This window comes from Gaiella occulta, from assembly GCF_003351045.1.
Classification (GTDB): Bacteria; Actinomycetota; Thermoleophilia; order Gaiellales; family Gaiellaceae; genus Gaiella; species Gaiella occulta.
On the sequence record NZ_QQZY01000001.1, the window covers coordinates 650,081 to 674,176 of the forward strand.

At 72.5% G+C, this 24,096-nt stretch carries 24 protein-coding genes; 4 read left to right on the top strand and 20 right to left on the bottom strand.

The features are described 5' to 3' along the window. Positions 1-2: 2 nt before the first annotated feature. From Gocc_RS03340 to Gocc_RS03425, 18 genes are all read right to left on the bottom strand, one after another. A complete protein-coding gene (locus Gocc_RS03340; protein WP_114795078.1) occupies positions 3-1,289 on the bottom strand; it encodes a glycosyltransferase in 1,287 nt (428 codons plus the stop codon). Continuing rightward, a complete protein-coding gene (locus Gocc_RS03345; protein ID WP_181813325.1) occupies positions 1,286-2,494 on the bottom strand; it encodes a glycosyltransferase in 1,209 nt (402 codons plus the stop codon). The genes Gocc_RS03340 and Gocc_RS03345 overlap by 4 nt, the downstream gene beginning before the upstream one ends. Next, positions 2,491-3,678: a non-hydrolyzing UDP-N-acetylglucosamine 2-epimerase gene (wecB, locus tag Gocc_RS03350; RefSeq protein WP_114795080.1), complete on the bottom strand. Its 1,188-nt coding sequence runs from the start codon at positions 3,676-3,678 to the stop codon at positions 2,491-2,493. The genes Gocc_RS03345 and wecB overlap by 4 nt, the downstream gene beginning before the upstream one ends. Next, positions 3,671-4,738 (bottom strand): glycosyltransferase family 4 protein, encoded by a 1,068-nt coding sequence (locus Gocc_RS03355; protein ID WP_114795081.1) that lies wholly within the window; start codon positions 4,736-4,738, stop codon positions 3,671-3,673. The genes wecB and Gocc_RS03355 overlap by 8 nt, the downstream gene beginning before the upstream one ends. Next, positions 4,735-5,676: a glycosyltransferase family 2 protein gene (locus Gocc_RS03360; protein ID WP_181813326.1), complete on the bottom strand. Its 942-nt coding sequence runs from the start codon at positions 5,674-5,676 to the stop codon at positions 4,735-4,737. Before Gocc_RS03360 ends, Gocc_RS03355 begins: the two co-directional genes overlap by 4 nt. After that, the gene (locus Gocc_RS03365; protein ID WP_181813327.1) at positions 5,673-6,593 is read right to left on the bottom strand and encodes a glycosyltransferase family 2 protein; all 921 of its coding nucleotides are present in this window, start codon (positions 6,591-6,593) and stop codon (positions 5,673-5,675) included. Before Gocc_RS03365 ends, Gocc_RS03360 begins: the two co-directional genes overlap by 4 nt. After that, positions 6,590-8,626 carry a class I SAM-dependent methyltransferase gene (locus tag Gocc_RS03370; protein WP_181813328.1) on the bottom strand — a complete coding sequence of 679 codons (2,037 nt, stop codon included), beginning with the start codon at positions 8,624-8,626 and terminating at the stop codon, positions 6,590-6,592. Before Gocc_RS03370 ends, Gocc_RS03365 begins: the two co-directional genes overlap by 4 nt. Then, a complete protein-coding gene (locus Gocc_RS03375; RefSeq protein WP_245904871.1) occupies positions 8,623-9,777 on the bottom strand; it encodes a glycosyltransferase family 4 protein in 1,155 nt (384 codons plus the stop codon). Before Gocc_RS03375 ends, Gocc_RS03370 begins: the two co-directional genes overlap by 4 nt. A gap of 2 nt (positions 9,778-9,779) precedes the next feature. Beyond that, positions 9,780-10,739: a glycosyltransferase family 2 protein gene (locus tag Gocc_RS03380; protein ID WP_147281170.1), complete on the bottom strand. Its 960-nt coding sequence runs from the start codon at positions 10,737-10,739 to the stop codon at positions 9,780-9,782. Continuing rightward, on the bottom strand, positions 10,736-12,280 hold the full coding sequence (locus Gocc_RS03385; RefSeq protein ID WP_114795087.1) for an oligosaccharide flippase family protein: 1,545 nt from the start codon (positions 12,278-12,280) through the stop codon (positions 10,736-10,738). The genes Gocc_RS03380 and Gocc_RS03385 overlap by 4 nt, the downstream gene beginning before the upstream one ends. After that, positions 12,277-13,449: a glycosyltransferase family 4 protein gene (locus Gocc_RS03390; protein ID WP_181813329.1), complete on the bottom strand. Its 1,173-nt coding sequence runs from the start codon at positions 13,447-13,449 to the stop codon at positions 12,277-12,279. Before Gocc_RS03390 ends, Gocc_RS03385 begins: the two co-directional genes overlap by 4 nt. Before the next feature lie 41 nt (positions 13,450-13,490). Further along, positions 13,491-14,870 (bottom strand): O-antigen ligase family protein, encoded by a 1,380-nt coding sequence (locus Gocc_RS03395; RefSeq protein WP_114795089.1) that lies wholly within the window; start codon positions 14,868-14,870, stop codon positions 13,491-13,493. Further along, positions 14,870-16,441, bottom strand: a complete 1,572-nt coding sequence (locus Gocc_RS03400; protein WP_114795090.1) for a polysaccharide biosynthesis tyrosine autokinase — start codon at positions 16,439-16,441, stop codon at positions 14,870-14,872. Before Gocc_RS03400 ends, Gocc_RS03395 begins: the two co-directional genes overlap by 1 nt. Before the next feature lie 82 nt (positions 16,442-16,523). Next, a complete protein-coding gene (locus Gocc_RS03405) occupies positions 16,524-17,486 on the bottom strand; it encodes a glycosyltransferase family 4 protein (RefSeq protein ID WP_181813330.1) in 963 nt (320 codons plus the stop codon). A 2-nt stretch (positions 17,487-17,488) separates the two neighbouring features. After that, the gene (locus Gocc_RS03410; RefSeq protein WP_114795092.1) at positions 17,489-18,535 is read right to left on the bottom strand and encodes a DegT/DnrJ/EryC1/StrS family aminotransferase; all 1,047 of its coding nucleotides are present in this window, start codon (positions 18,533-18,535) and stop codon (positions 17,489-17,491) included. Beyond that, positions 18,501-19,226, bottom strand: coding sequence for a WbqC family protein (locus Gocc_RS03415; protein WP_181813331.1), 726 nt, complete (start codon positions 19,224-19,226; stop codon positions 18,501-18,503). Before Gocc_RS03415 ends, Gocc_RS03410 begins: the two co-directional genes overlap by 35 nt. Before the next feature lie 9 nt (positions 19,227-19,235). After that, entirely contained in the window at positions 19,236-19,985 is a 750-nt protein-coding gene (locus tag Gocc_RS03420) for a PIG-L deacetylase family protein (RefSeq protein WP_245904872.1), read from the bottom strand. A 561-nt stretch (positions 19,986-20,546) separates the two neighbouring features. After that, a complete protein-coding gene (locus tag Gocc_RS03425) occupies positions 20,547-21,233 on the bottom strand; it encodes a response regulator transcription factor (protein WP_114795095.1) in 687 nt (228 codons plus the stop codon). A gap of 47 nt (positions 21,234-21,280) precedes the next feature. On the opposite strand from Gocc_RS03425, the gene Gocc_RS03430 reads away from it, so the two are divergent. Continuing rightward, on the top strand, positions 21,281-21,523 hold the full coding sequence (locus Gocc_RS03430; protein WP_114795096.1) for a DUF5666 domain-containing protein: 243 nt from the start codon (positions 21,281-21,283) through the stop codon (positions 21,521-21,523). Between the two features lie 54 nt (positions 21,524-21,577). Here Gocc_RS03430 and Gocc_RS03435 read toward each other — a convergent pair whose 3' ends face one another. Both Gocc_RS03435 and Gocc_RS03440 read right to left on the bottom strand, forming a co-directional pair. Then, entirely contained in the window at positions 21,578-21,850 is a 273-nt protein-coding gene (locus tag Gocc_RS03435; RefSeq protein WP_114795097.1) for an OsmC family protein, read from the bottom strand. Further along, a complete protein-coding gene (locus Gocc_RS03440; RefSeq protein ID WP_114795098.1) occupies positions 21,851-22,051 on the bottom strand; it encodes a hypothetical protein in 201 nt (66 codons plus the stop codon). A gap of 175 nt (positions 22,052-22,226) precedes the next feature. On the opposite strand from Gocc_RS03440, the gene Gocc_RS03445 reads away from it, so the two are divergent. The 3 genes from Gocc_RS03445 (at position 22,227) to Gocc_RS03460 (ending at position 23,950) form a co-directional block, all read left to right on the top strand. Then, entirely contained in the window at positions 22,227-22,691 is a 465-nt protein-coding gene (locus tag Gocc_RS03445; protein WP_114795099.1) for a hypothetical protein, read from the top strand. A 677-nt stretch (positions 22,692-23,368) separates the two neighbouring features. Beyond that, complete coding sequence (locus Gocc_RS03455) at positions 23,369-23,560, top strand: ribbon-helix-helix protein, CopG family (protein WP_181813332.1); 192 nt, start codon at positions 23,369-23,371, stop codon at positions 23,558-23,560. Positions 23,561-23,563: 3 nt separating this feature from the next. Further along, the gene (locus Gocc_RS03460; protein WP_114795102.1) at positions 23,564-23,950 is read left to right on the top strand and encodes a type II toxin-antitoxin system death-on-curing family toxin; all 387 of its coding nucleotides are present in this window, start codon (positions 23,564-23,566) and stop codon (positions 23,948-23,950) included. Positions 23,951-24,096: the final 146 nt, after the last annotated feature.

Sequence of the window (24,096 nt, forward strand, 5' to 3'; positions counted from 1 at the left end):
GGCTAGGGTCGCCTCCGTGCGGCTGTGTCGTCGAGGATGTGTGCCAGTTTGGCGGTGAGTTTGTCCCAGCGGTAGCGCTCGACCAGCTCCGCCGGGGCGTGGCCGCCGCTCTCGCCGGCCTGCCAGCCGCGGTAGAGACGGCGTACGGCGGACGCGGCGGCGGCGACGTTGGAGGGATGGACGACTGTTCCGCCGGCGGCCTGCGCGAGCCTGCCCGCTTCGCCGTCGGGCGGCGTGAGCGCGAGCAGCGGCCGGCCGGCGGCGAGGTACTCGTAGAGCTTCAGCGGGATCAGGCCGCGTCCCCCCTCCAGCGGGTCGGCGACCAGGGTGAGGACGGCGGCCGCGCGCATCGCGGTGAGCGCCTCCCGGCGCGGAACCTGGCCTGCCTGCTCGACGACCTGCTCGAGCCCGAGCCGACGGATGCTGCCGGCAAGGCGGGCTGTATTGCGTGCGTCCTGCAGGCCGAGCAGCCGCACGCGTACGCACGCGCGCATCGCGGGCTCTGCCTCGAGCGCGGCGGCGACCGCGGCGAGCAGCGGTTCTGGGCTGCGGGGGCCGTAGAAGGAGCCTGCGTGCAGGAGCGTGAAGTGCTCGTCGCTGCCGGAGGCTTGTGGCTGTTCCGCCGGCTCGTAGCCGTTGGCGACGACGGCAGGCGGCTGCCTGGCGCCCACCGAGGCCAGGTGCTCGGCGAGCCACTCGGTCGTAGCTACGAGCCGGTCTGCGCGGCACACGACGGCGCGCTCGAGACGCTTGTCGATCCAGGGGCGCCAGCGTCCCTGCCACTGCTGGAAGGCCGGCGTCGACCAGGGGTCCTGAAAGTCGGCGACCCAGGGCGTGCGGGTCGCGCGGCTGGCGAGTGCTCCGGCGAGGTGGGCGCTGCCCGGGCTGGTGGTCAGCACGACCTCGACGGTTCGCGCCTGCTTGAGCGCCCGCGTGGCGGCAAACGGGATCCAGCCCGCCTGCGAGTCGGGAACGAGCAGCCACTCGCGCAGCCGGCGGCCGAGCGGCGAGGGGTCGCCGTCGCCGTCCGCGCGTGCCGTGCCCGTGTCGCTTCTCAGGCGCCGGAGGGCGCGTCCCGGCTCGGCGGTCGGCGTCCGGCAGAGTTCGAGCTCGGCGGGCAGATCCGCCAAGCCCGCTGGGTCGTAGGCCCAGGAGGCTCCGGCCCTGGGTGTCACGACAACCGGTTGCCAGCCGTGTACCGGTAGATAGCGGACGAAGTGGCGTGCGCGCTGGGCCGCAGGCGACGCGATCGGCGGAAAGTCGTAGGCGAGAAAGAGGACGCGCCTCACCTGCGTTCCTCTCCCGCCGGGTCGGCTGGGAGCAGCTCGCGGTAGCGAGCCGCTTCGGCGGCATCGACCTGCGCCCGTTCGAACCGGCGCGCGTACCGCTGCCCGGAGGCGGCCGCGACGCGCGCGCGGACAGGCTCGTCCAGCAGCGGCTGGATTCGAGCCGCCAGGGCGGCCGCGTCGCCCGTCGGGAACCGAGCCGCGGACGTTCCGGCGAGAATCTCGTCCAGCTGAGGGATGTCGGAGGCGACGATCGGCAGCCCGGCCGCGAGCGCCTCGACGAGCGCGTGCGGGAACCCCTCGTACTGGGATGCGATCACGTAGACGCTGGCCAGGTGGAGAAACGCGGGGATCTCCGTGCGCGGGCGGAAGCCCGTCACGACGACGCGGTCGTGGAGCTCGAGCCTGGCCGCCTCCTGGCACGCGGCGTCGTGCAGACAGCCGTCGCCGACGAGGACGAGCCTTGCCTCGGGACTCCGCAGACGCGCGAAGGCGTGCACGAGCGTGAGCGGGTCCTTCTCGGGGTCGAGACGGCCGACGGCGACGACCACGGGTGCATCGGGCGGGATCCGGTAGCGAGCCCGGACGGCTGCCACGCGCGCTGGATCTGCCGTGGCGAAGCTCGAGAAGGCAACCCGGTTGGGGACGACCCGCACCCGCTCCGGCCGCGCACCGCGGGTGATGGCGGTCTGCCTGAGGTACTCGGTCACGCACCACACCTGCTCGGCCCGTCCGAGCGCGAAGCGCTCGAGCAGGCGAAAGACGCGTGCGACGGAAGGATCGAGGCGCGCCAGGATCTCGGCGGAATCGCTGTGGACGGCCACGACGCAGGGGCGGCGGGCAAGACGGCCGGCGAGCACGCCGACGGCGCCTTGCACGAAGGGGTTGTAGGCGCGGATCAGATCGACCCGCTCGGCGCGGGCGATGCGCGCCACGCGCAGCACGAACCAGGCGAGCGAGCCGGCGAACGCGCATCCCCTGAAAATCGTCGGCCGACTGGCTCGCAGCGCGCGGACGGCGTAGACGCGAAGCCGCGGACGCGGCTCGAAGCGCCCGCCGGCGCATGCCTGGTAGGCGACGACGACGCGCGCGAAGACGCCGGCGGGGCTGAGGCTCGCCTGCTCGGGAAGCGCCCCCGTCTTGGCGGCGTACGCCTCGAGCGGGTCGTTGGTGAGCAGGAGCGCGCAGGGATGGTTGCCGGCGGTCATCGGCGGGCCGGGAGGACAGCGAGCGGCTGCGGGAGCCGCTCGGCGGCGGGGGCGAAGTCGGCTGGTGGCGCGGCTGCGCATCCGGCCCAGTAGCGCAGAGCCGAGAGGATCCGTTCGGAGGCCCGCCCGTCGCCGTAGAGATCGTCGAATGCGCGGCTGCGAAGAGACGCTGCGGGCCGGGCGAGAATCCGCTCGGCCTCCCGGACGATGGCGTCGCCGTCCAGGCCGACGAGGCGGGCGGCGCCCGCCCGCACAGCCTCGGGGCGGTCGGTGACGTCTCGGGCGACCAGCACGGGCACCCCCAGAGCGGACGCCTCCTCCTGGACGCCGCCCGAGTCGGTGAGCACGAGCCTCGAGCGGGCGAGCAGCGCCACGAACTCCCTGTACGGCGGTGGCGCGATGACGCGGGCGCGCGGGCAGCGTCCCAGCGCCGCTTCCACCGTTCGACGTACCTGCGGGTTTGGGTGGACGGGGATCACCGCCTCGAGGCTCGCGTGCCGCTCGAGCAGCTGCCGCACCGCGGCGCAGGCGGCGGCGAGCGGCGCCCCCCAGCTCTCTCGCCGGTGCAGCGTCACGAGCATCATCGGCTGCGCGGACGCCGGCGGCAGCCGGGAATCGAGCGTTTCCCAGAGCGCGTCGAGAACGGTGTTGCCGGTCACGAAGATCGACGCCGGGTCGACACCTTCGTGCTCGAGCGCTGCCCGTGCCTGCGTCGTCGGGGCAAAGTGGAGCTGCGCGAGGCGGCCGATCAGGCGGCGGTGCTGCTCCTCGGGGAAGGGCAGGCCCGGATCGCCGCTGCGAAGGCCCGCCTCGACGTGGCCGAGCGGGACACGGCGGTAGAAGGCAGCGAGAGCGCCGGCCAGCGCCGTGGTCGTGTCGCCCTGGACGAGCACGAGCCCGGGGCGGGCGCGGGCGATCGTCTCCTCGAGACCGGCGAGCGCGCGGCTCAACAGCTGCGCCGGCTGCTGATCGGGTTGCATCAGGGCGAGGTCGACGTCAACCCCGAGCGCGAACTCGGCCAAGACCTGGTCGAGCAGCTCGCGGTGCTGGCCGGTCGCGACGACCAGACAGCGGAACTCGCCGGCCGCGCGGCGTAGAGCCGTGATCACGGGTCCGAGCTTGATCGCGTCGGGGCGGGTGCCGAGCACGGTCATCACCAGTAGGCGGCCACGGCGGCTAGTCATCGATTGCCTCCAGCACGGTCACGAGCTTCGGCGCGCCGGCGCGCAGCGAGTAGCGCTCCTCCGCCCGGGCGCGGCCCGCTGCCCCCAGGCGGGCGCGCAGACCCGGGTCGCAGAGAAGCAGCTCGAGCGCCGCTTCCCATTCGGAGGCCGTGGCGGCCAGAAAGCCCTCGTGGGACTGGCGCACGATCTCCGGCGCGGCCCCGACCGGAGAGCAGACGGCCGGTATGCCGACGGCGAGGTACTGGACGGCCTTGAGGCCGCACTTGCCGCGCGCCCACGGCGTGTCGGGCAGCGGCATGATCCCGATGTCGAAGCCGTGCAGATCGTGCAGCTCGCGGTCGGGATCCCACGGGCGCGCCTCGACCGTCACCCCCGCCAGCCGGGGCGCCTCGGCACCGACGACGCGCAGCACGAAGCGGTGCTTTCTCGCCAGGCGGCGCAGCGTCCCGGCCAGCAGCTCGAGGTACGGCGCCGTCGACGGCGATCCGATCCAGCCGATCACGGGCGTTCTGCCCCGCCCGGCCCGACCCGGCACGAGACGATCGGTGTCGACGCAGGTCGGGACGATGGAGACGTGGGGGTTCAGCGGCCGGATCGAGGCCGCAAGCGCCTCGCTGCCGGCCACGACTCGATCGGCCCGGGTCAGCAGGCGGGCGGGCTGCGCCTCGTCCTCCAGCGCTCGCAGCCAGCCGGCCAGTCGGTGCGGCGGGCCGAGGTGAACGGCGTCGTCGACGTCGATCACGAGCCGCCCGGCGGCGGCGGCGGCGAGCCGGTCGAGGCCGCGCAGGCCCACCGTGAGCAGGCTCTTCTGCACGACCACCGTGTCGAAGCGGCGGGCGCGAGCAAGCTGCGCCAGGCGACAGGCGAGCTCGGCCGCCTGGTAGGCGGCGTTCGCGGAGCGCCGGCCGGTGCCATAGAGCCGGCGGGAGGCTCGCGCGGAGACGGCCGGGAGCACCGTACAGCGGATTCCCGCCCGCTCGAGCCAGGGCAGGTACTGGTAGACGCGGTAGCGTGGGCTGGCGCCACCTTCGCTCGCGAGCGTGAGGAAAACGACGTTCATCCCGTCCAGCTCCAGCCGCAGGCGTGCGGGTCGATGCCTCGGTGCAGCTCGAGCAGCCGCCGCTTGCGCGCGTGCGCCGCGCACGCACCCGGCCTGCGGGCGAGCGTCCCGAGCCGGTGCAACACGAGCTGTGCTGCCAGCCAGACGACGAAGGCGGCACGCAGGCGGCGCGCGGCCCGCGCACCCCGGTGCTTGTGGATGAACGCGTAGGCGCTGCGGGCGTAGTGCGCCTCCGCCTCCTGCCCGAGCCGCGCCGCGCTCGCCTGCCCCTGATGCTCCACCCGCGCAGCCGGTTCGAACCAGACGAGGTATCCCGCCTGCCGGACGCGTGCGCAGAAGTCGGTCTCCTCGAAATAGAGGAAGAAGCGCTCGTCGAGCATGCCGACCGTGTCGAGCAGCTCGCGGCGGAAGGCAAGGCACGCTCCGCTTGTGTAGCCGACCGAGCGCGGGCGCTCCCGCCGGCGCGGCGCTGCGGCGACCGCGGGCAGGAGCCGGCGCAGGCCGGGCACGCCGGCCAGCCCGACCATCTCGGTGAGGAACGCGCCGACCGAGGGGATGGCCCCGTAGGAGCGCAACGGGCGACCGTCGCGGGCGAGGAGCTGGCCGCCGACCACGCCGACCTCCGGACGCTCCTCGAGCACGGCGCAAAGCCGCCGCAGCGCGCCCGGCTGCGGACGCGCGTCCGGGTTGAGCAGCAGCAGCAGCCGGCCGTTCGCCTGCGCGAGCGCCTGGTTACAGGCGGCGGCGAAGCCGCGGTTTCGGTCGTTGACGAGCAGGTTGACCGAGGGGTAGCGACCCCGAACCATGTCGGCGCTGCCGTCGGCGGAGGCGTTGTCGACAACCCAGACCTCCGTCGCCGTATCAGCCACGACGGACGCCAAACACTCCGCGAGTGCCTCGCGCGTATTCCAGCTCACGATCACGATCGAGCAGCTCACGCCGCCCTCCAGCGTCTCGCCCGCGCGCCGTTTCGGCGCCGCCGCAGCATCCGCGGCAGCCGGGCGAGCGCCGCCGCCCGCGCAGAGACGAGAACGAGCGCGTCGAGCGGCCGCCGCGCCGCGAGCAGCCGGGCGAGGTCGGCCACGTCACGGAGCGGCTGGCGCAGCGCGAACCGCACCAGCATCCGGCGGTCGGCGTTCTTAGCGAGCAGCCAGGGGTGGTTGCGCCAGGCCAGGTAACTGACGCGGCGCGGGATCCGCCGCCCGGTCGACCCGCGCCGGTGGGCGACGACCGCGCCGGGCGCGTACAGGCAGCGCCAGCCCGCCCGCCTGGCCCGCCAGGCGAGGTCGACGTCCTCCAGGTAGGCGAAGAAGTCCTCGTCGAAGAGGCCAACCTCGTCGAGCAGCTGCCGCCGGTAGAGGGCCGCGGCGGCGATCGGGCCGAAGACCTCGCGGCAGCGGACGAACCCCGGCCCGTCGGGCTCGCCCCTGCCGATCTGGCGCGGATTCCCCTCCGGATCGACCTCGAGGCCGATCCCCTCGATGCGCCCCGGGTCGGCCGCATCGACGATCTTGGACGCGACCATGCCGACACGTTCCCCGTCCGCCGCCTCGACCAGCGCGGCCAGCCATCCGGGCTCGGCTACGGCGTCGTTGTTGAGGAGGGCGATCAGCGGTGTGTCGCTCGCGCGGATCCCCGCGTTGACGGCCGCCGCGAACCCCCGGTTGCGATCGAGTCCGACCAGACGCACCTCGGGGAACGCCTCGGCGAGCATTGCCGCTGTCCCGTCCGTCGAGCCGTTGTCGATGACGATCACCTCCCCCGGCGGGAGCGTCTGGCGCCAGAGCGCCGCGAGGCAGTCGGCAAGCAGATCAGCGCCGTTCCAGCTCGGGATCACGACGGTGGTCGCCGTCATGGCGAGCGGTCCCCCCGTCGCGCCTCCACCCAGATGAGCCCGCTCCGTCCCATCACACAGGCCAGCCACGCTGCCGGGGTGACCGCCGACGAGAGCGGGGTGTGGGCGCGGGCGAGGCACGCCCGTACCGCTCTCCAGAACGGTCCCGGCCGGCGGGCGACCAGACCCAGGCTCGCCACGACCGTGCGGCCCGAGGGGACATGGGTGACCTCCGCCGCCGCGAACCCGGCTCGGTCGAGCAGGTCCCGGAGCGTACCGGGTGTGAAGTGGGAGAGGTGCCGCGGCAGCTCCCATCCGCGCCAGCGAGGACCGAAGAACCAGGCCTCCCAGCTACCGGCGTTGGGAACCTCGATACAGACCCTCCCCCCAGGGCGCAGCACCCGCCGGGTCTCCCGCAGCGTCGCGAGAGGGTCGGACACGTGCTCGAGCACGTGGCGGAAGAAGACCACGTCGACGCTCTCGTCCTCGAATGCCGCGTCCTCCATCGTGCCGGTCCGCACATCGAGCATGTGCTCCTGGCGGGCGCGCGCCGCGGTTGCCGGGTCCAGTTCCACGCCGATCACGTGCCAGCCGTGGTCGCGCAGCTCGGCAAGCTCGTGGCCCGGCCCGCACCCGACGTCGAGGGCTATGCCTCCCGGAGTGTACGGCGGGAAGCGACGGAGCCGGGGCGCCAGCGGCCGCACCCGCGCGGCGGCGATACGGGCGACTCGCCCCGGCCTGTCCGGTGTGGGGTAGCCCCGGCGGGCAAGAAACGCGATCTGGAGGCTGCGCCGCCAGCGAGCTGTCAGCCGTGCCGGAGGCCCCACGTCCGGACCTCGCCGGTAGTTCGGGTACGCGGGCGGGTAGAGGGCGGCAAGCTCGTCGAGCGAGCTTGGCTGCGGCCAGGTGAGCAGGAACTGACAGCGCGTGCAGCGCACCACTTCGTACACGCCGGGGACACCGGCGAGCATGTCCGTCCCCTCCAGGACCGTCGTGGCGACGGAGCCCGGACCACAGCGGGGGCAGATGACGGTGCGGGCAGGGCGAGCCTCGGCCTCGGCCGCGATCCTCCCAGCACTGTGCGCCACCGAGGCCACGGCGGCGCCGACCCGGAGCGCCCGGCCCGGGTGACGGGGCGCCCCGAGCCCTCCTCTGCGGTAGTGGAGGCTTCCGGCCAGGTTGTTGGCGTTGGCCAGGTGACGCACGCGGACCCGGCCGAACCCGGCTTCGCTCAGCAGGGCGGCCAGGCTTGCCGGGGTGAAGTGGGAGAGGTGCCGCGGCAGGTCCCACCCGTACCAGGCGCTGCCGAACAGGCGGGCCTCCAGGCTGCCCGCGTTGGGCACCGACAGCAGCAGGCGCCCACCGGGCTTGAGGACCCGTCGCAGCTCGGAGAGCGTCCGCCGAGGGTCGCGCACGTGCTCGAGGACCATGCGCATGACGACGACGTCGGCGTAGCCGTCCGGCAGCGCGGCCTGCTCGACGGTCCCCGTCCTGACGTCGAGGCCGTGTCGCTGCCTCGCCGTCGCCGACGCCGCCGGGTCGACCTCGATTCCGACGACGTCCCAGCCCAACGCCCGCATCTCGGCCAGGTAGGCGCCGGTGGCGGAGCCGACCTCTACGAGGGTCCCGCCGGGCACGAACGGCGGCAGCCACACGAACCGCTGGGACAGGAGCCGACTGGCGAGCGTCCCCGCGGCTCGCCACCGAAGCCTGCCGCCATCGCCCCTCGCCGGGTAGCGACGCGCCTCCAGGACACCGGCTCGCAGCCCGGCCCGCAGCCGGCCGTCAGGCTCGGCCTGCCCGTTCGGCGGCGGGTGGTACGGAGGGTACTCGGGGGGGTAGTGGCGCGCGAGGGCGGCCTCGCCGAGTTGGGGGTTCGTGTACAGGAAGCCGCAGCGGCGGCAGCGGACGACCCGGAACCCGCCCGGGAGCCCGAGCAGCCGGTCGCCCGAGCAGACGACAAGGGCCGGATCGTCGGCACCGCAGCGCCGGCATGTCACGAAGCGCTCGTCGGCGCCCGAGGCGAGCCTGTCCGGCGCGGCCGTCGCGCTCACCTCGCCACCCGCTCCGGGAGCGCGCCACCGGCCGCGACGTGTTCGTAGACCGCGGTCGTCTCGTCTGCCGTCCGCGCCCACGTGTACAGGGCCGCGCGTCGCAGGCCGGCCCGCGCAAGCCGCTCCGCCTCGCCGTCGAGCACGCGCAGGATCCCCTCTGCGATCGCCTCGGGCTCGCCCGGATCGACGAGCACGGCTGCGTCGCCGGTGACCTCTTCCATCGCCGATCCGGCCGAGGTCACGACCGGCGTGCCGCAGGCCATCGCCTCCAGCACCGGCAGGCCGAACCCTTCCCACAGCGACGGAAGTACGAGCGCATCGGCGCCGGCGTAGAGCGCGGGCAGGTCGACGTCGGGCACCTGGCCGAGCCAGCGCAGGCGGCCGGAGACATGCGCGCGGGCGGCGGTCGCTCGGGCCGTGTCGAAGAACGGGTTCGCTGGGGCCTGCAACATTCCCGCGAGCACGAGCGCGTGGGGAAGTCGGGCACGCTCGAGCGCGAGCGCGTAGCCGGTAACCAGGCGCGCGACGTTCTTCTTGAAGTCGACCCCGCCGACGAAGAGCAGGTAGCGAGCGGGCAGGCGGTAGCGGCGCCCCACCTCGGAGAGCAGCCGGCGGTCGCTGATCGGCCGGAACGCCGGCTCCACGCCGTGCGGCACGACCTTCACTCGCCCTTCCGGGACGCCGAGCAGCGAGATGACGTCGCGCCCGGTCGCCTCGGAGACGGCGATTACCGCGTCCGCGTTGGCGGTGATCGCTTCGAAGTGCTGTCGTGCGCGCCGCTCGGCAGCAGCGTCGGCGAAGTAGACCTCGGGGTAGCGGAGCACGCTCAGGTCGTGGACGGTGGTGACCGCCCGCCCGACCCGGCTGTACCAGCCGTCGGCGAGGGGGAAGTGGACGAGGTCGAGGTCGCGCACGAGCAGGCGGCGCAGCGCGCCGAAGCGGCGCCGGTGCTGGAGGCGGAGGCACCTGGTTGCCGGGATGAAGCGCGCGCGCGGTCCGAGGTCGCCGGCTCGACCGGCGCCGCCCGCGCCGAGCAGCGAGTATTCGTGCTCGCGGCCTGCTGCGACGAGGGCGTGGATGAGGCAGCGCACGTAGCGCTCCTGCCCCCGCCCGATGCTTCCGTAGCGACGCGCGTCGATTCCGATCCGCATCGTCACCGTGCCCTCCCTGCGGCGCCGCGGAGCCAGTAGCGGACGCCCGCGAGAACACCGGCCGCCTTGCCGAGGAGGTGGGCTACCCACCAGGCGAGCAGCCGCGGTGAGGACTGGCGCGCCGCCGTGAGCGTGCGCTCGAGCGTCTGCCGGCCGAGGTAGAAGGCGAGGGGCCGGGCGGCGAGGCCGTAGTTCTTGAGCACGAAGTAGGTCTGGTTGCGGGCGTGGTAGAACTCGCGCCGCGCGTCGTCGGACGCGCGGCCGACGCCGTCGGCGCGGGGCGCTCGCAGGTGCGTGACCGCCGCCTCCGGGATGTAGACGAGCCGGCAGCCGCGGCGGCGCAGCCGGAAGCAGAGGTCGGTCTCCTCCCGGAAGTTCGAGCCGGTGTACCCGGAGTCGAAGCCTCCGGCTGAGAGGAGCACCTCGCGGCGGAAGGACATGTTGCCGCCCTGGAGAAAGTCGACGTCCGCGGGGTGAGGGTCGCCGTCGGCGAGCTCGGCCCAGGGCTCGCCGCTGGTCAGGAAGCGGCGCACACGGCCGAGGGTGGCGACCGGGTCGATCACTGTTCCTCCCGCCCCGTCCAGCGTAGGGTCGCGGTAGGCGGCTGCCAGGCTCGCCAGCCAGCCCGGCGAGGCCTCGCAGTCGTCGTCGAGGAAGGCGACCACGTCGCCCTTCGCCTTCTGCACGCCGGCGTTTCGGGCTGCCGGCATCCCCCGCCGGCCCTGCGGGAAGCGTAGGTAGCGGACCCCCGGGACGCCCGCGGCGAGGGCCTCCGTCTCGCCGCCGCCGGAGCTGTCGACGACGATCACCTCTGTGGCGGGGCGCGTCTGGGCGGACAGGCTTGCCAGGCAGCGCCGCAGCCAGTCGGGGCGGTCCCTGGTGATCACGACCACGGAGATCTCCGGCTCCTCGCCCTGCGCGTGGCTCCCGGGCTGGCGGGCCGGGAAGCCGACGGCCCTCATGCCGTCCACCTCGCCGCTAGCCGAAGCAGCCCACCGTAGCCGGGGCGCAGACGGCCCGGGAGAGCGTCGCGAGCGGCCTGCAGGCGCTCGACATCGCTCGTGCGGAGCGCGCCGGCGGCGAGCAGGGCGACCGGGTAGGCGACGGCAGCGGCGGCGACGGCCGCTGCAAGACCGCGGACGCCGCCGATCGTTGCCGCGACGCCGTAGGCTGGGAGTCCGCTTGCGCCTGCGGCGGCGAGCACGCGCAGGCAGTCCCGGGTCGGGAAGCGGATGCCGAGCACGCGCCCGGTCAGCACGATCCCGGCGGCGACCGCTCCCACTTGCGCGGCGGCGTTCGCGACGGCGGCCCCCGATAGGCCGAAGCGGGGGATGAGAGTGATGTCGAGAACGATGTTGACGACGGTCGCGACGAGCGCGACCTTGAGGACGAGATCCTGCCGCTCGATCCCGTTCTGGATGCCGGCGGTGACGCTGCCCACCGCGCCGGCGCCGGCGGCTGCGAGCAGCAGCGGGAACACTGCCGCGGCGGGGCCGTAGCGCTCGCCGTAGAGGCTGGTGAGCAGCGGTCGGGCAAGCAGCGCGCCGCCCACGACGAGCGGGGCGGCCAGCATGAGCACGTAGCGGCTGCCGACGTCGAAGAGGGTCTGCAGCCCTTCGCGGTCGCCCGCCCCGTAGAGGCTCGAGGCGACCGGCGGCAGCACGAACGAGAGCGCTCGCGGCAGCAGCCGCATCAGCGTCGCGGCCGCGCCGAAGGCGAGCGCGTACCAGGCGACCTCCTGCGGCGTGCGGAAGACGCCGAGGAAGAACACCTCCGAGCGCTGCCAGACGACGGTGTCGAGCAGCAGCACCAGGCTTACCGTCGGCACGTAGCGGCGGAGCTTTGCGCGGGCCGAGCCGGGAAGGCGGCACCCGCGCAGGGGCAGGCGGAGATGGTGGCGAAGCGCCCGCCACCCGAGCAGCCCGCTCAGCGTCGCTGCCGCTGCCAGCGCACCCACGGCGCCCGCCACCCCGGCTCCGGCGGCGAGCAGTCCGACCGTGGCCGAGAGGAGAAAGAGCGTGCTTGCCAGCGAGATCAGCGTCACCCGCCGGTAGTCCTGGAGCCCTTGCAGGGCGGCGAGGAGGAGGCCGGCGAGCGTCGCGGGCACAAGCCCGGCTGCCGCGATCCGGAAGGCGGTCGCGAAACCGGGCGCCTCGAAGACCCGCTGAAGCAGCGGAGCGAGCAGGAACGCCGCCGCGCCAACCGCGATCGCCATCGCTGCCTCGAGCCGCACGAGCGCCGCCAGCACCTGGCCGGCTGTTCCGCTTTCGCCTCTGCCTTGGTACTCGGCCACGTACTTCGTAGCGCCGTGGGGCACCCCGAGGCTTGCGAGCAGGCCGAGGATGCCGGCGCTGGAGAGTACGAGCGCGTAGGTGCCGAACGCTGGTGGGCCTAGCAGGCGGGCGAGTACGACCGACGAGACGGCGCCGGCGATCGAGGCGACGAGGTTGCCCGCCAGCGTGTAGGAGGCGTTGCGCGCGACCCGCTCCGCCGTCGCGGTCATCGGCTCCTCCAGGTCGCGATGACCTCGCCGTAGAACTCCTCGGTCAGCGCGGCGACACGCTCGAGCGAGAAGCGCCGCAGCGCGAGCTGGCGGCCACGCCGACCCATCGCTGCAGCGGCCGCAGGATCTCGCAGCAGATCGACGACCGCGCCGGCGAGCGCCTGCGGGCTGCACGGTGCGACCGTGCGACCCTCGCTTCCGTCGCTGACGGCCTCGGGGAAGGCGCCGCTGCTGCAGCCGACGAGCGGCCGGCCGCAGGCAAGCGCCTCGAGGAAGACGAGCGCGAGGTTCTCGAACGGCGACGGCGCGACGACGGTGCTGGCCGCCCGGTACCAGGACGGCAGCTGCTCGCGCGGCAGGAAGCCTGCGAACTGCACGCGCCCCTCGATCCCGGCGGCGCGCGCGTGCGCGATCAGCTGCTGCTGCCAGGATCCGCCGCCGGGGGCGGTCTGTGTGTCGGCGCCGACGAACGCGAACCGCGCTTCGGGAACCTGGGCCGCAATCGCGGGCAGCGCGGAGGCAAAATCGCCGACGCCCTTACGGGCCTCGAGCCGCCCGGGGAAGAGCACGAGCGGGCCGGCCGCCGTGGCCGCGCATGCGGCCACGCCACCGTCGGGGCAGAACAGGCTGGTGTCGACCCCGTAGGGGATGATCCGGGCTGCTGCCGCCGCCGGCCCGTAGCCTGCCTCGGCGCAGGCGTGCGCGATCGCCGCGCTCGGGGCGCTGACGGCCGCGGCCGCTTGCAGCGCGGCCCGCTCCCAGTGGACGGTCAGCCGGCAGTCGCGACGTAGCGGCGTGCCGTTCAGCCGGCGGACAAGCGCGAGCGGGGTGTGCAGACGCACAACCACCGGCGGGGCGGCGCGGCGGGCTGCCAGCAGGCCTTCGGCGGCGAACTCGGGGGCCTCGACGAGGTCGAGCCGCTCGAGCCGGTGCAGCCGCGATACCGCCCGTGCGGCCGCCCGGCTCCAGCCGAGGCGATCGAGGCTCTGACCGATCAGACGGGAGGCGCCCGGCAGCTGCCAGCCAGGCGAGCGCAGCCGGTGGACGAGCACGCCCTCATCGTCGAAGCTGCCCGCCGCCTCCCAGGCGGGGGCAAGGACATGGACGCGGTGCCCGCGTCGCGCGAGCGAGCGGGCCTGGTCGCGGGTGGCGGAGGCGATTCCGCCCATCCGAGGCGCGGGCGGATACTCTCGGCAGATGTAGCAGAGGTTCATGCTGCCTGCCCCTCGCCGTTCTGCTCCTGTTGCAGGCGCCAGAGCACGACCATGAGCCCGGTCGCCAAGCAGAACGGCACCATCGTCCGGATCGTCGTGAACGGGATCGAGCCAAGGCCGGCCACGGCCATCCCCGCCAGCCCGGCCAGGTAGCCGAGACCGATCCCGCGCTCCAGCCGGTCGCGGGCGCCGCAGAGGACCCGCCGCCCGAACCGAGCGAGACGCCAGAGAAGCCAGAGGAACAGCGTCAGGCCGACGAGGCCGCCGTCGACCGCCTCTTTTGCGTACTGCGACTCGATCCGGTCGAGCGCGACGACGCCGGGCCCGTAGCCGAGCGGCGGCCGGCGGGCGACCTGCAGGGCGGCGACCCGGTAGGAGTCGACGCGGGCGAGGAAGGCGTTGTTGCCGATGTTCGAGCTGTTGACGGTCGCGATCTCGTGCGGGATCGACTCGACCCGTGCGGTGACGTCGGCGGGCAGGTACGCGGGCAGAACGAACGCGAGCGCGCCCACCAGGAGCAGCAGGCGCGCATCGCGGAGGAGGGCGAGGACGAGCACGACCGCGACCAGGGCGATGTAGGAGCCACGCGAGAAGGTGTAGAGGAAGGCATAGGCGTTCAACGCGAGCACGCCGAGAAGCGCCAGGCGGAGACGAGCAGAGCGGAGGCCGAGCAGCAGGCCGAGCGCGAGCGCGAGCGCGAGCGTGTGGTATTCGCCGAGCGTGTTCGCCCCGCCGCTGTTGAAGGGGGCGCTGAGCCGGAAGCCCGTCTGGCCTCCGTCGCGTGCGACCACGATCGCGCCGCGCGCGGCGACAATCACGCTTGCGACGAGTAGCAGTCCCGCGAACCAGGCGACCTCGACCCGACTCTTGAGCGTCTGGGCGACGAGGAAGACGATCGCGAAGTACTCCAAGCGTTTGAGCCAGCTCAGGGCCGAGATGACGAGCGGCGTTTCCTGCCCCCGGAAGGGATCGATGTTGCCGGCGGCGAAGGCGACTGCCATCGCGGCCAGTCCTGCCACCGCGAGCAGCGCCATCGGCAGTAGCAGCGGGTTCTCGCGCAGCGGCTCGCGCCGCACGGCCTGGCGTGCGAGCCAGCCGAACACGGCCGCGGCGAGGATGACGTCGTCGGCGCGGACAGAGACCGCGCCGCCCAGCTCCGGCGAGAGGATCGTCGCGAAGGCCAACGCGCCGAGACCCAGACGGGGATCGAGCGCCGTGCCCGCAACGACGACGAGCACGAGCGCGGCCGCCAAGAGCATCGGCCGCTGCTCGATCTGTCCGCCGGCGAGCGCGGCGGCGGCGGCGATCCCCAGGCCCGCGCCGAGCGTCGCGAGCGGGTGGGAAAGCGGGGGCAGCAACGCGGCGCGCGTGCTCATCAGGCTCGTCCGAGCAGCCGCCGGCGCGGCAGCCGGCGGGTGTAGCGGCGCGCCTCGCGCTCGTCGGCGACGCCGCTCAGAACCGAGCCGAGGAAGAGCGCCCCGTTTCGCGCCTTCTCCAGTGCGGCCTTGGCCGCCCGCGCCTGCTCGCGGGTCGTCTGGCCGCCTGCGAGCACGAGCAGAACAGCGTCGCAGTGGGGGACGAGCAGGCTCGCCTCGGTACCCGCCAGCGCGGGCGGCGCCTCGACGATCACGATCTCGGCGGCCGCCTTGGCCTCCGCGAGCGCGCGGGCGAGCGCGCCGGAGGCGAGCACGTCCGCAGGGTGGGAGCGCGGCCGGCCGGCTGGAACGATCGCGAGGTTCGCGACCCAGGTGGGACACAGCAGCCGGGCCGGATCGATCTCGGCGTCCGCTTCCGCCTCGGCGAGCCCCAGGCTGCGCCCGACCCTGAAGAGCATCTCCAGCACCGGCCGATGCAGGTCGGCGGAGACGAGCACGACCCGCTGCCCGGCACGGGCGAAGACCGTGCCCAGGTAGGCGGCAACCCAGGCCTTCTCCTGCCCCGCCCACGGCGAGGTGACCAGGATCGTCTGCAGCGGACGTTCACGGGAGGCGAGATCGATCTGAATCCGCAGGCTCTGGAACGCCTCTGCCAGCCGGGCGTCCGGCACGGCCGGCGTGCTCTGCCCGCCGGGCAGCTTGCCCTTGCTGTGGCGGCGGCCGGTGGCTCGGAAGCGGCGGGCGGCGCGTCGTAGTCTGCGCCGGGACGGCAGTGTGGCAAGAACGTCCATGCCCGTCGCCTCGCGGACGTCGGCCTCGCTGCGGACGCGGACGTCGAGGTACTCGAGCGCGAAGACCAAGGCGAGGGCGCCGATCAGCGCGACGAGGCCGATCCCTCCGAGCGTGCGCGCCTGCACCCGGAGCGGCGTCTCGAGCGGCTGCTCCGGGGGAGCGGCGGCCTGGAGCAGGCGGGCCTCGCCGCTGTTGCCGCCGGTGATTCCCTGCAGCGAGGCAGCGGCATAGGCTTGCGCGAGCAGGTCGTCGCGTGTCTGCAGCCAGCGCAGGGCCCATTGCTTGCGCGTCGGGTCGAGGTTGGAGCGCGCGAGCGCCAGCGCCTGTGCCGCCAGACGCTCGTGCGCGCTCGTGAGCGCGGCGAGCGTCGCTGCGGTCGGCTGGAGGGCGTTGGCGAACCCCTCCAGATAGGCGCGGGCAAACGCGTTGGCGAGCCGCGCCGCGGCGTCCGGGTCTTCGTTCTCGACCTGGACGTCGACCAGCGAGGTACCCGGCTTGGGTGCGAGCGTGAGCTTGGTGAGGGCGGCGGCTGGGCTTTCGTTCACCTGTGCGGCACGAATCGCCTCCCGAGCCACCGCCAGCGTGCGGACAGCCTCGGGTGGATAGACGGTCGGCTGGCCGGGCGGCGTCGTGACAAGCAGCGTGGCCGTCGCACGGTAGCTGGGCGGGGGCGCCCTCAGCCCATCGTTGGCCCAGACCACCGTCGCCGTCGCGGCCAAGATCGCGAGGATCAGCCACTTCCACCGCCAGACGGTCGCGAGGTAGCGTCTCAGCTCCACCGCCGCCTCCCCGGTGAGACCTTCGCGAACGCAGCCGTGACGCGTGACGGCACGGCTGCAGCCCGCGGCCGAGCACGGCGGCTCAAAACCGCCCGCTCGGCGCCGACAAACACGCTGCTAACGACACAGACGCCGAGCGCTGCGCTGGGCAGCCCCTCCCCGCGGGCAAGAAGCGCAACCGCTCCGGAGGCTGCGACCGCGCCGCCGCAGACCGCGGCGCACTGCCGGGGTTGAGGCCGGCTCGCCGTAGCCGGTGCGGGAGGTGATCGGTGGCCGCGGAGGCCATCAGGTCCGCCAGGCGGCGGCAGCCGCCGCGGAACCGGCGCAGGTGGACGAGCAGGAAGTCGAGCACGGGCACGGCCAGAACGGCTCCTGCCGCGAACATGGCCGCCAGGCCGCCCCCGGGCGGCTCGGCTCTCGCCACAGCCAAGCCGAGGATCGCAAGCAGAAAGCCGAGCAGTGTGCTGCCCGCCTCGCCGAGGAAGCAGCGAGCGGGCGGAGCGTTGAAGAGCAGAAACGCCGCCGCCGCCGCCGCGAGCACGGCGGCGGTCTGGCCGGCCGGCCCACTCCAGCCGGCGAGCGAGCCGAGCGCGAGCGCGCCGGCGACGGTGACGCTGCCGGCGACGCCGTCCGAGCAATCCAGACAGTTGATCGCGCTGATCACGCCGATCGTCCAGAGCAAGCCGACTACGACCTCGAGCGGCCGCGGCGCCCCGAGCGAGGGGGTGTAGACGAGCACGGCCGGAAGCGTCGCGACCGCCTGCGCGCCGAGGCGCGTGCGCGCGCGGAGGCCGCGGGCATCGTCGACCAGCCCGACGCAGACGAGGGCCCACGTCACTGCCAGAAGCCGAGGCTCTGCTCCCGCCGTCAGCAGGCCGGCCGTGATTGCCGCCGCGACGCCGATACCCCCCGCCAGCGGCACCGGCCTGTGATGGATCTTGCGCGGCCCCGGATGGTCGAGCAGGCCGACCCGGTATGCCAACCTGGCCGCCAGCCAGGTGGAGGGGACACTGACCGCGAACGCCGTCAGGGCAGGAACGGTCACGCTCACCGCCGCCACCCGGCCTCGGCGACGACGTCCGCGACCGCGTCGACAACCCGGGCGATCTCGCCCTCGTCGAGCGAGGGGTAGAGCGGCAGCGAGACGCACTCCGCGAACGCCTGCGCAGACCGCGGGAAGGCGTCGGCGTCGCCCTCCAGGAGCAGCGGGTCGCCGACAGGCCGCTTCGCCTCGACGCCGCGTCTGCGCAACCCGTCGATCAGGGCGGCCGCGTTCGGTGCCCGCACGACGTAGCGCCAGAAGCACGGCTCGGCCGCGGGGTCGCCGACGCGGCGGCGCAGGACCGTTCCGGAGAAGGCGTCGTCGTAGCGGTGGGCGATCTGGCGGCGGCGCGCGACGAACGAGTCGAGCCGGCCGAGCTGTGCGAGGCCGAGGCCGGCAGCCAGATCGCTCAGCTTCTGGTTGAAGCCACCGGGGGAACCGCGAACACCCGGGCGCATCGCTCTTGCCGCAGCCAGCACGGACGCGCGGTCGGCGAGCAGCATCCCCCCCTCGCCTGCTGCGACCATCTTCGTGGCGTAGAACGAGCAGACGGCGACGGCCCCGAGCGCCCCCGCGGGACGGCCGCTCCGCGAGGCGCCAAGGGCATGGGCGCAGTCCTCGATCACCGGCACGCCCCACTCGAGAAACGGCGTCAGGTCGAGCGGGTAGCCGAACGGGTGCACCACGACCACAGCGGCGGTGCGACGGCTCAGTCGGCGAGCCGCCGCGTCAGCGGCGAGGCCGAGATCCTCGCCGACGTCGGCCAGAACCGGCGAGGCCCCGACAGCGCGTACCGCCTGACCCACCGCCGCACAGGCGTAAGCCGGCAGAATGACCTCGTCGCCAGCGCCGACCCCGAGCGCGCGCAGGGCGAGTGCGAGGGCTGCGCTGCCCGAGCTCGCGGCGACTCCGCCTCTGCGACCGAGGCGGCCCGCGAGCGCGCGCTCGAAGGCGGCGACCAGCGGCCCCTCGCTGAGCCGACCGCTCTCGACCACGGCGACAAGCGCGTCGGCGTCTTCAGGCCCGAGCGTTGGCCGCGAGTGCGGGATCACTCGCCCCCTCCTCTCCCTGCAGAAGGATCGTCAGCGGCCGGGCCGGCTCGTTGACCAGAAGATCGACGGCGGAGAGATCGGCCGTGAATCCCACCCTCTCGAACCGCTGCCGGTAGCCAGGGCACGCCCAACGCTGAACTGCAAGCCTGATACCGGCTTCGGCAAACGGCCCCGGGTCCAGGTAGGCATCCAGAGCGTAGGCGCCGGTCAGATAGGCGTCGGCGCCCAGCGCCTGCCCGATCGCCGCCAGCCGCTCGCTGGCCCGGCCCGCGACGCCGAGCTCGGAGGAGCGAACGACCGGCGTTGTGATGCCGAAGGCCCGAAGCAGCAGGTCGAGCGTCGCCTCGCCAAGCTCGGCAACGCTCGCCCCGTGGCTCGCTTCGAGCGCATCCGCCAGCGGCTCGCGCCACGGGGCAAGCGCGCGCCCGTAGCAGCTCTCGAGCGCGGCCAGGTGGCGCCGTACCCAACCTGCGTCCGGCGGTCGCACGTCGCAGATGCGAGCGCCAAGAGGCGCCCGCACCGGAACGGTGAGCAGGATCGGCCCGTCGGCCCCCTTGACCCGGGTGCGGTTCTGCCAGCCGTTCTTCTCGTACTGGACGTCGTCGAGCAGCACGAAGACATCGGCGGTCGCGACCTTGTGCAGGTAGCGCAGCCAGGGAAGGTAATGCGGCTGATGGGCGGCAAACAGCAAGATCGTCCGTCAGCAGAGGAAGCGGTGGCAGAAGAACGCCTCGGCCGCCTCGACCGACACCTCGGCGCCGCGCAGGCGGGCGAGCCGCTCCAGGTTCTCGAGGCTGCCGTGGTGCGGCGCCGGCCGCAGCTGCGACGCGTGGCAGGCGTGCGCCTTCAGCTTCAGCTCGAGGAAGGCCGAGATGTCGACGTACACGTTCGGCTTGAACGTCTCCGGGCTCCAGCACAACTGCGGCTGGTCGGCGGCCAGCACGGCGGAGACGAACGGCTTGTCCTCGGGCAGGTGCGGGCGGCAGGCGGTAAACCCAGCGCGGAAGACAGCGTCGTGGTCCTGGTTCGAGCAGCGCGACGGCAGGATCACCACGTCCGGGCAGAGACGGTCGATCGCGTAGCGCCCCTCACGCTCGATCAGAGCGACGAGATCGCGGCGCGGCAGCGCGTCGAGCCGCATGTGCCGCTCGCTGTCACGGAAGAGGATCTCGTGCCCGTCGACTCCCAGTAGCGCCATTGCCGCAGCGAACTCGTCAGCTCGGCGGCGAGCGGTCACGACCGGCTCGTCGGCCCCGTACATCTCGATGTCGCCGACCGAGACACAGACGACGAACACCTCCGCCCCGAGCGCCTTCGCCTTCGCGATCGTTCCGCCGCAGGCGAACGTCTCATCGTCGGCGTGCGGTGCGAGCACGAGAATGCGGCTCGCTGCGAGCAAGTCGGCAGCGATCTTCCAGCCCCCCATCTCCGTGTGCGTCTCTGTCGGCATCACGCGTGCAGGGACGACACGATGTACGGCGTGTGTGGACGTGACCCGTTAGCGGCTACCGCCTCAGCGGGACACCGCCCCCGGAAGTCGACCGCCATCTCGCGGACACCTCCGATTCGCTCCCTTGCCGATCCCGCGCGTCGCTCCGCTCGATCGGCGTCGAGGCGTCCGTCGGGACGGCGGCAGGCGAAGGCGTTGTCGGCAGATGGCCTCCTCGCCCGGTCCGCAGCCTCGCCGGCGATTCTCGATCTCTGGATGGCCGGCAGGCATTTCCGTGGCCACGGCGCGGACAGCCACGGCTGAATCGCCACGTACGAGCTGTCGCGGCATCTTTTCGCTGCCCCTCTGGGTACGCAAACAGACATGCGTTTCTTGTCGGGCAATACGCGGGAGCTCGTAAGGTCCGCGCCGGGGAATCGCGCGCTTCTGGGCGAGTACAGCGCGAATATGGGGATGCCGATCACAGGGAAATGGGGACGTGCCGCCCACCCGATCGGCTACTCCCGCGATCAACGCCGTGACAGCTCGCACGCGGGGTCGGTTCCGGGCGGTCGCGCATCTTCAGGAAATGAGCGACTCGCGAAGCGCGGCCGCGACGGCCTGGGTGCGGGTGGCTGCGCCAAGCTTCGCCATCGCCTTGCTGACGTGGGTGCGCACCGTCTCGGCCGAGATGAAGAGAGCCTCCCCGATCTGTGCGTTTGTGCGCCCGTCGGCGAGGAGCCGCAGCACCTCGCGTTCACGCTGGGTGAGGCTGCACACCTTCGCGCCGGCCTGGTCGACGAGGGCGCCGGCGAGACCGGGATCGATGTAGGTGCCACCCTCGCCGACCAGCCGCACTGCGCGCACGAGATCGTCGAGCGGAGAGTCCTTCAGGATCACGCCGCGCGCGCCAGCATCGAGCGCCTCGGTCAGAAGCGCCCGGCCGTTGAAGCCGGTGTAGAGGATCACCGCCGTCTCGGCTGCGGAACCCACCGCGCAACGCGCGACCTCGATCCCGCCCAAGCGCGGCATGCGCACATCGACGAGCGCGACCGCCGGGCGCAGGCGCTCGATCAGCGCGAGCGCCTGCTCGCCATCCTGGACGGCGCCGACAACCTCTACATCGTGTGCTGCAAGAAAGCGCGAGACGGCATCGAGGACGGGCGGGTGATCGTCCGCGACAAGGCAGGTGACACGTGACCCTCCCGTCCCATCCGCACGCTCGCGCCGGCAACCCCTATCGGGGAGGGGCTTGCCTACTCCGTTCATGCCGCCTCTATCGGTTGTCCCGCGTGACGCTTTAGGTTGCGCACCCCGTGACCGCGGTGGCGGCGACGGCGGTGTACGAGCTTGACGGCCAGCCGGCGAGTCAGTCGGCGCTTCAGGTGGGCGGCCGGGTGGAGGTGAAGTATCACGTGGAGCCGGACGGGTCGCTGAAGGCGAAGATGGTGAAGGCCAGGACGACTGGACACAGGCACGGGTTCCTGTTCGCCCGCGCCTACTACTACGGGCTCAGCGCGACCACGAAAAGCCACGAACAGTACGTCCGCATCCCCTGACGCGGCCCGGGAAGCGCGGCGATCACGTCGACCTCCGCGCGTCGATTCTCCGGCTCAGTCGTCGACGAGTTCGAGTTCGGTGGTGCAGGCGATCTGCGGGTGGATGGAGCGGTAGACGGGGCAGCGGGCGGGGTGGTGCTCGTAGGCGCGCTGGATCTTCTCGTGGTCGGTGTCGGCGTCGACGCGGAGCCGGTAGCGGACGTGGATCCGTTTGATCACGAGAACGCCGTCTTCGACTTCGATCTCGCCGGTTGCGTCGCTCTCGAGTCGGCCTTCGCTAGCGGGGACGTGGCGCGCTTCCAGCGCGCCTCCGAAGGTGCCGGTCAGTCAGCCGGCGGCGGCGGCGACGATGTAGTCGAGCGTGGTTGCGCGTTCGGCCTCGCTTCCCGCCGGCACACCGTAGTGCTCGGCGACGGCGGAGTGGACGCCGAAGACGACCGGCTGCTCCTCTGCCGGCAGGTAGGCGCGCCGCAGCGGCCCCCGCACCCGCTCGACCCGGACTCTCGACACATACGCGACCGATCCCACCGCGCGATCATACCTGGGCTGCTGCCCTGAGCCCTGAAAGCCTTCGACCTGTCCCCAGAATCCGACCCCAAAAGGGCTGGCTTCGCTGACGGCCATCTCTGGAGAAGGAGCGTACCGTTTGACACTAATGTACGTTATGTCTACTATGTAGATCCCCACTGAACCAGGAGCGCTCATGCCGAAGCAGGTCTCGATCACTCAGGCCCGGAAGGAGATGGGGCCACTCTTCAGCGAGGTTGTGGTCGAGCATCGTCCGGCCCTAATCGAGCGGCACCATCGCGCGGGAGTCTTCATCGGTGAGGACGACGCGAGCGAACTCTTGAGCCCGTACGCGTTTCATACGGAGGTCTTCTTCGAGCCTGCCGCTGTCAGCTTCTGGGTTCCCGAGCTGGCGCTGTACGGGCGCGGCTCTACCTACGAGGAGGCTGGCGAGGATCTGGTCGAAGAAGTCCGGGACTACATCGAGGAGTACTGGTCGGAGATCGACCGTTATCGCAAGGCCCCGAACCGGGCGTCGCATTTCCCGTATCTGATGCGTGCCCATCTCGCTGATCGACGCGGCGAACTGCTCGACGTACTCCTCACGGAGCCGTCGGACGCAGCCGCCGCGACGCGCGAGGACGCCCTTGCCTCAGCCTAAGTTCTCAGACATCCGTCGCATTTGCCAGACCGACGGCTGGGAGGAGAGGAAAGGCGCCAGCGGGAAGCGCGGTGACCACTTCCGCTACGGGAAGGTGCTCGAGGACTGTCGCATTCTCCGGACCAGGGCTTCGCACGGCGACGACGAGATCGGCGACCCAAGTCTTTGGCGCCGCATTTGGCGTGATCAGCTCGCTCTGGAGAGTGAAGACCAATTCTGGGAGGCGCTCGAGAACGGCAAGCCGGTGGATCGCACCCGATCTGCGCCGGCCCCTGCCGGGCCATCGCTCCCGGGCTGGCTCGTGGACAGTCTGATTCGTAAGGTAGGGATGTCGCCCGAGGAGATCGCTCGGATGACCGAGCAGGAGGGGCGCGAGCGATTGAACGAGTTCTACTCTCAGCCGCCCGAGTAGCGAGGGGCCAGGCGCGGCGCGCAAGTCACGTCTTCCAGAGCCCGCAGTAGTAGCAGCCCTCGCCAGGCGGATCAGCCCTGGCGAAGACAACAGCGACGCCCCCGTGTTGAGCGTCACTCCCGTCCAGGACGTTCGCGTCATTGATCTTCAGGATGAGCGGTCGTGGTCTTGAAAAGCTGGCAGTGCCAACGGAGCTCGGCCGTATGCTATCTTGGTATCGTGATACCTAGATGGAGGACGGGTGGTCGCTCGTAAGAACATGACGTTGAGGCTTCCGGCCGAGCAGGCGGATGAGCTGGAAGCGGTCGCGCGCGCTGAGGGGATCAGCGTCTCCGACGCCGTCCGTGAGGCGATCGCCGAGCACATCGAGCGCAAGCGGAAGGACAAGGCGTTCCGCGATCGTCTGCGTGCGGTGATGGAACGTGATCGCGAGATCCTCGAGCGACTCGGCCGCTGACGGTTGGCGGAGTACCTCGATCTTGCCGACTACCTGCTGATTGCGGAGGCCGTTGTCGGCGTTCCCGCCGAATCGATCGCTCGCTGGCCCGGCATCGGGCTCGCGGAGTCGGCGCTGCACGCTCCGGCGGCCGGCTTCGAGGGGGTCGAGTTGTATCCGGACGTGATCGACAAGGCTGCTGTGCTCTGCGCGCGACTCGCTCGGAACCACCCGCTCCCGGATGGGAACAAGCGGGTCGCCTACCTCGCGATGCTCGAGTTCCTTGCCCGTAACCAGGTCGAGTGGGCGCCGCCGTCGGTCGAGGAGACGGTCGCGACGATTGAGCGCGTGGCCGCTGGGAGCCTCTCGGAGCGCGAGCTCGCAGACTGGCTGCGCGCGGCCGCGGCGTAGTGCCTCGCGGCATCGAGCCGGGTCGCGTCCTGGAACTGCTGTAACTTCGCCGGCTCCGTAAGGAGAGCGGCGTAGGTTCCTCGTAGTCCACGAAGACAACGAGAGGAGGCCTGCGCCGTGAGGCGGACACTACTGCCGTCGGTGGT

Excerpts from the sequence above, each read along its gene's own strand:
- Gocc_RS03345 (WP_181813325.1), bottom strand. The coding sequence starts at position 2,494 with ATGACCGCCGGCAACCATCCCTGCGCGCTCCTGCTCACCAACGACCCG.
- wecB (WP_114795080.1), bottom strand. The coding sequence starts at position 3,678 with ATGACTAGCCGCCGTGGCCGCCTACTGGTGATGACCGTGCTCGGCACC.
- Gocc_RS03355 (WP_114795081.1), bottom strand. The coding sequence starts at position 4,738 with ATGAACGTCGTTTTCCTCACGCTCGCGAGCGAAGGTGGCGCCAGCCCA.
- Gocc_RS03365 (WP_181813327.1), bottom strand. The coding sequence starts at position 6,593 with ATGACGGCGACCACCGTCGTGATCCCGAGCTGGAACGGCGCTGATCTG.
- Gocc_RS03375 (WP_245904871.1), bottom strand. The coding sequence starts at position 9,777 with ATGCGGATCGGAATCGACGCGCGTCGCTACGGAAGCATCGGGCGGGGG.
- Gocc_RS03380 (WP_147281170.1), bottom strand. The coding sequence starts at position 10,739 with ATGAGGGCCGTCGGCTTCCCGGCCCGCCAGCCCGGGAGCCACGCGCAG.
- Gocc_RS03385 (WP_114795087.1), bottom strand. The coding sequence starts at position 12,280 with ATGACCGCGACGGCGGAGCGGGTCGCGCGCAACGCCTCCTACACGCTG.
- Gocc_RS03390 (WP_181813329.1), bottom strand. The coding sequence starts at position 13,449 with ATGGGCGGAATCGCCTCCGCCACCCGCGACCAGGCCCGCTCGCTCGCG.
- Gocc_RS03395 (WP_114795089.1), bottom strand. The coding sequence starts at position 14,870 with ATGAGCACGCGCGCCGCGTTGCTGCCCCCGCTTTCCCACCCGCTCGCG.
- Gocc_RS03420 (WP_245904872.1), bottom strand. The coding sequence starts at position 19,985 with ATGCCGACAGAGACGCACACGGAGATGGGGGGCTGGAAGATCGCTGCC.
- Gocc_RS03425 (WP_114795095.1), bottom strand. The coding sequence starts at position 21,233 with ATGAACGGAGTAGGCAAGCCCCTCCCCGATAGGGGTTGCCGGCGCGAG.
- Gocc_RS03445 (WP_114795099.1), top strand. The coding sequence starts at position 22,227 with ATGCCGAAGCAGGTCTCGATCACTCAGGCCCGGAAGGAGATGGGGCCA.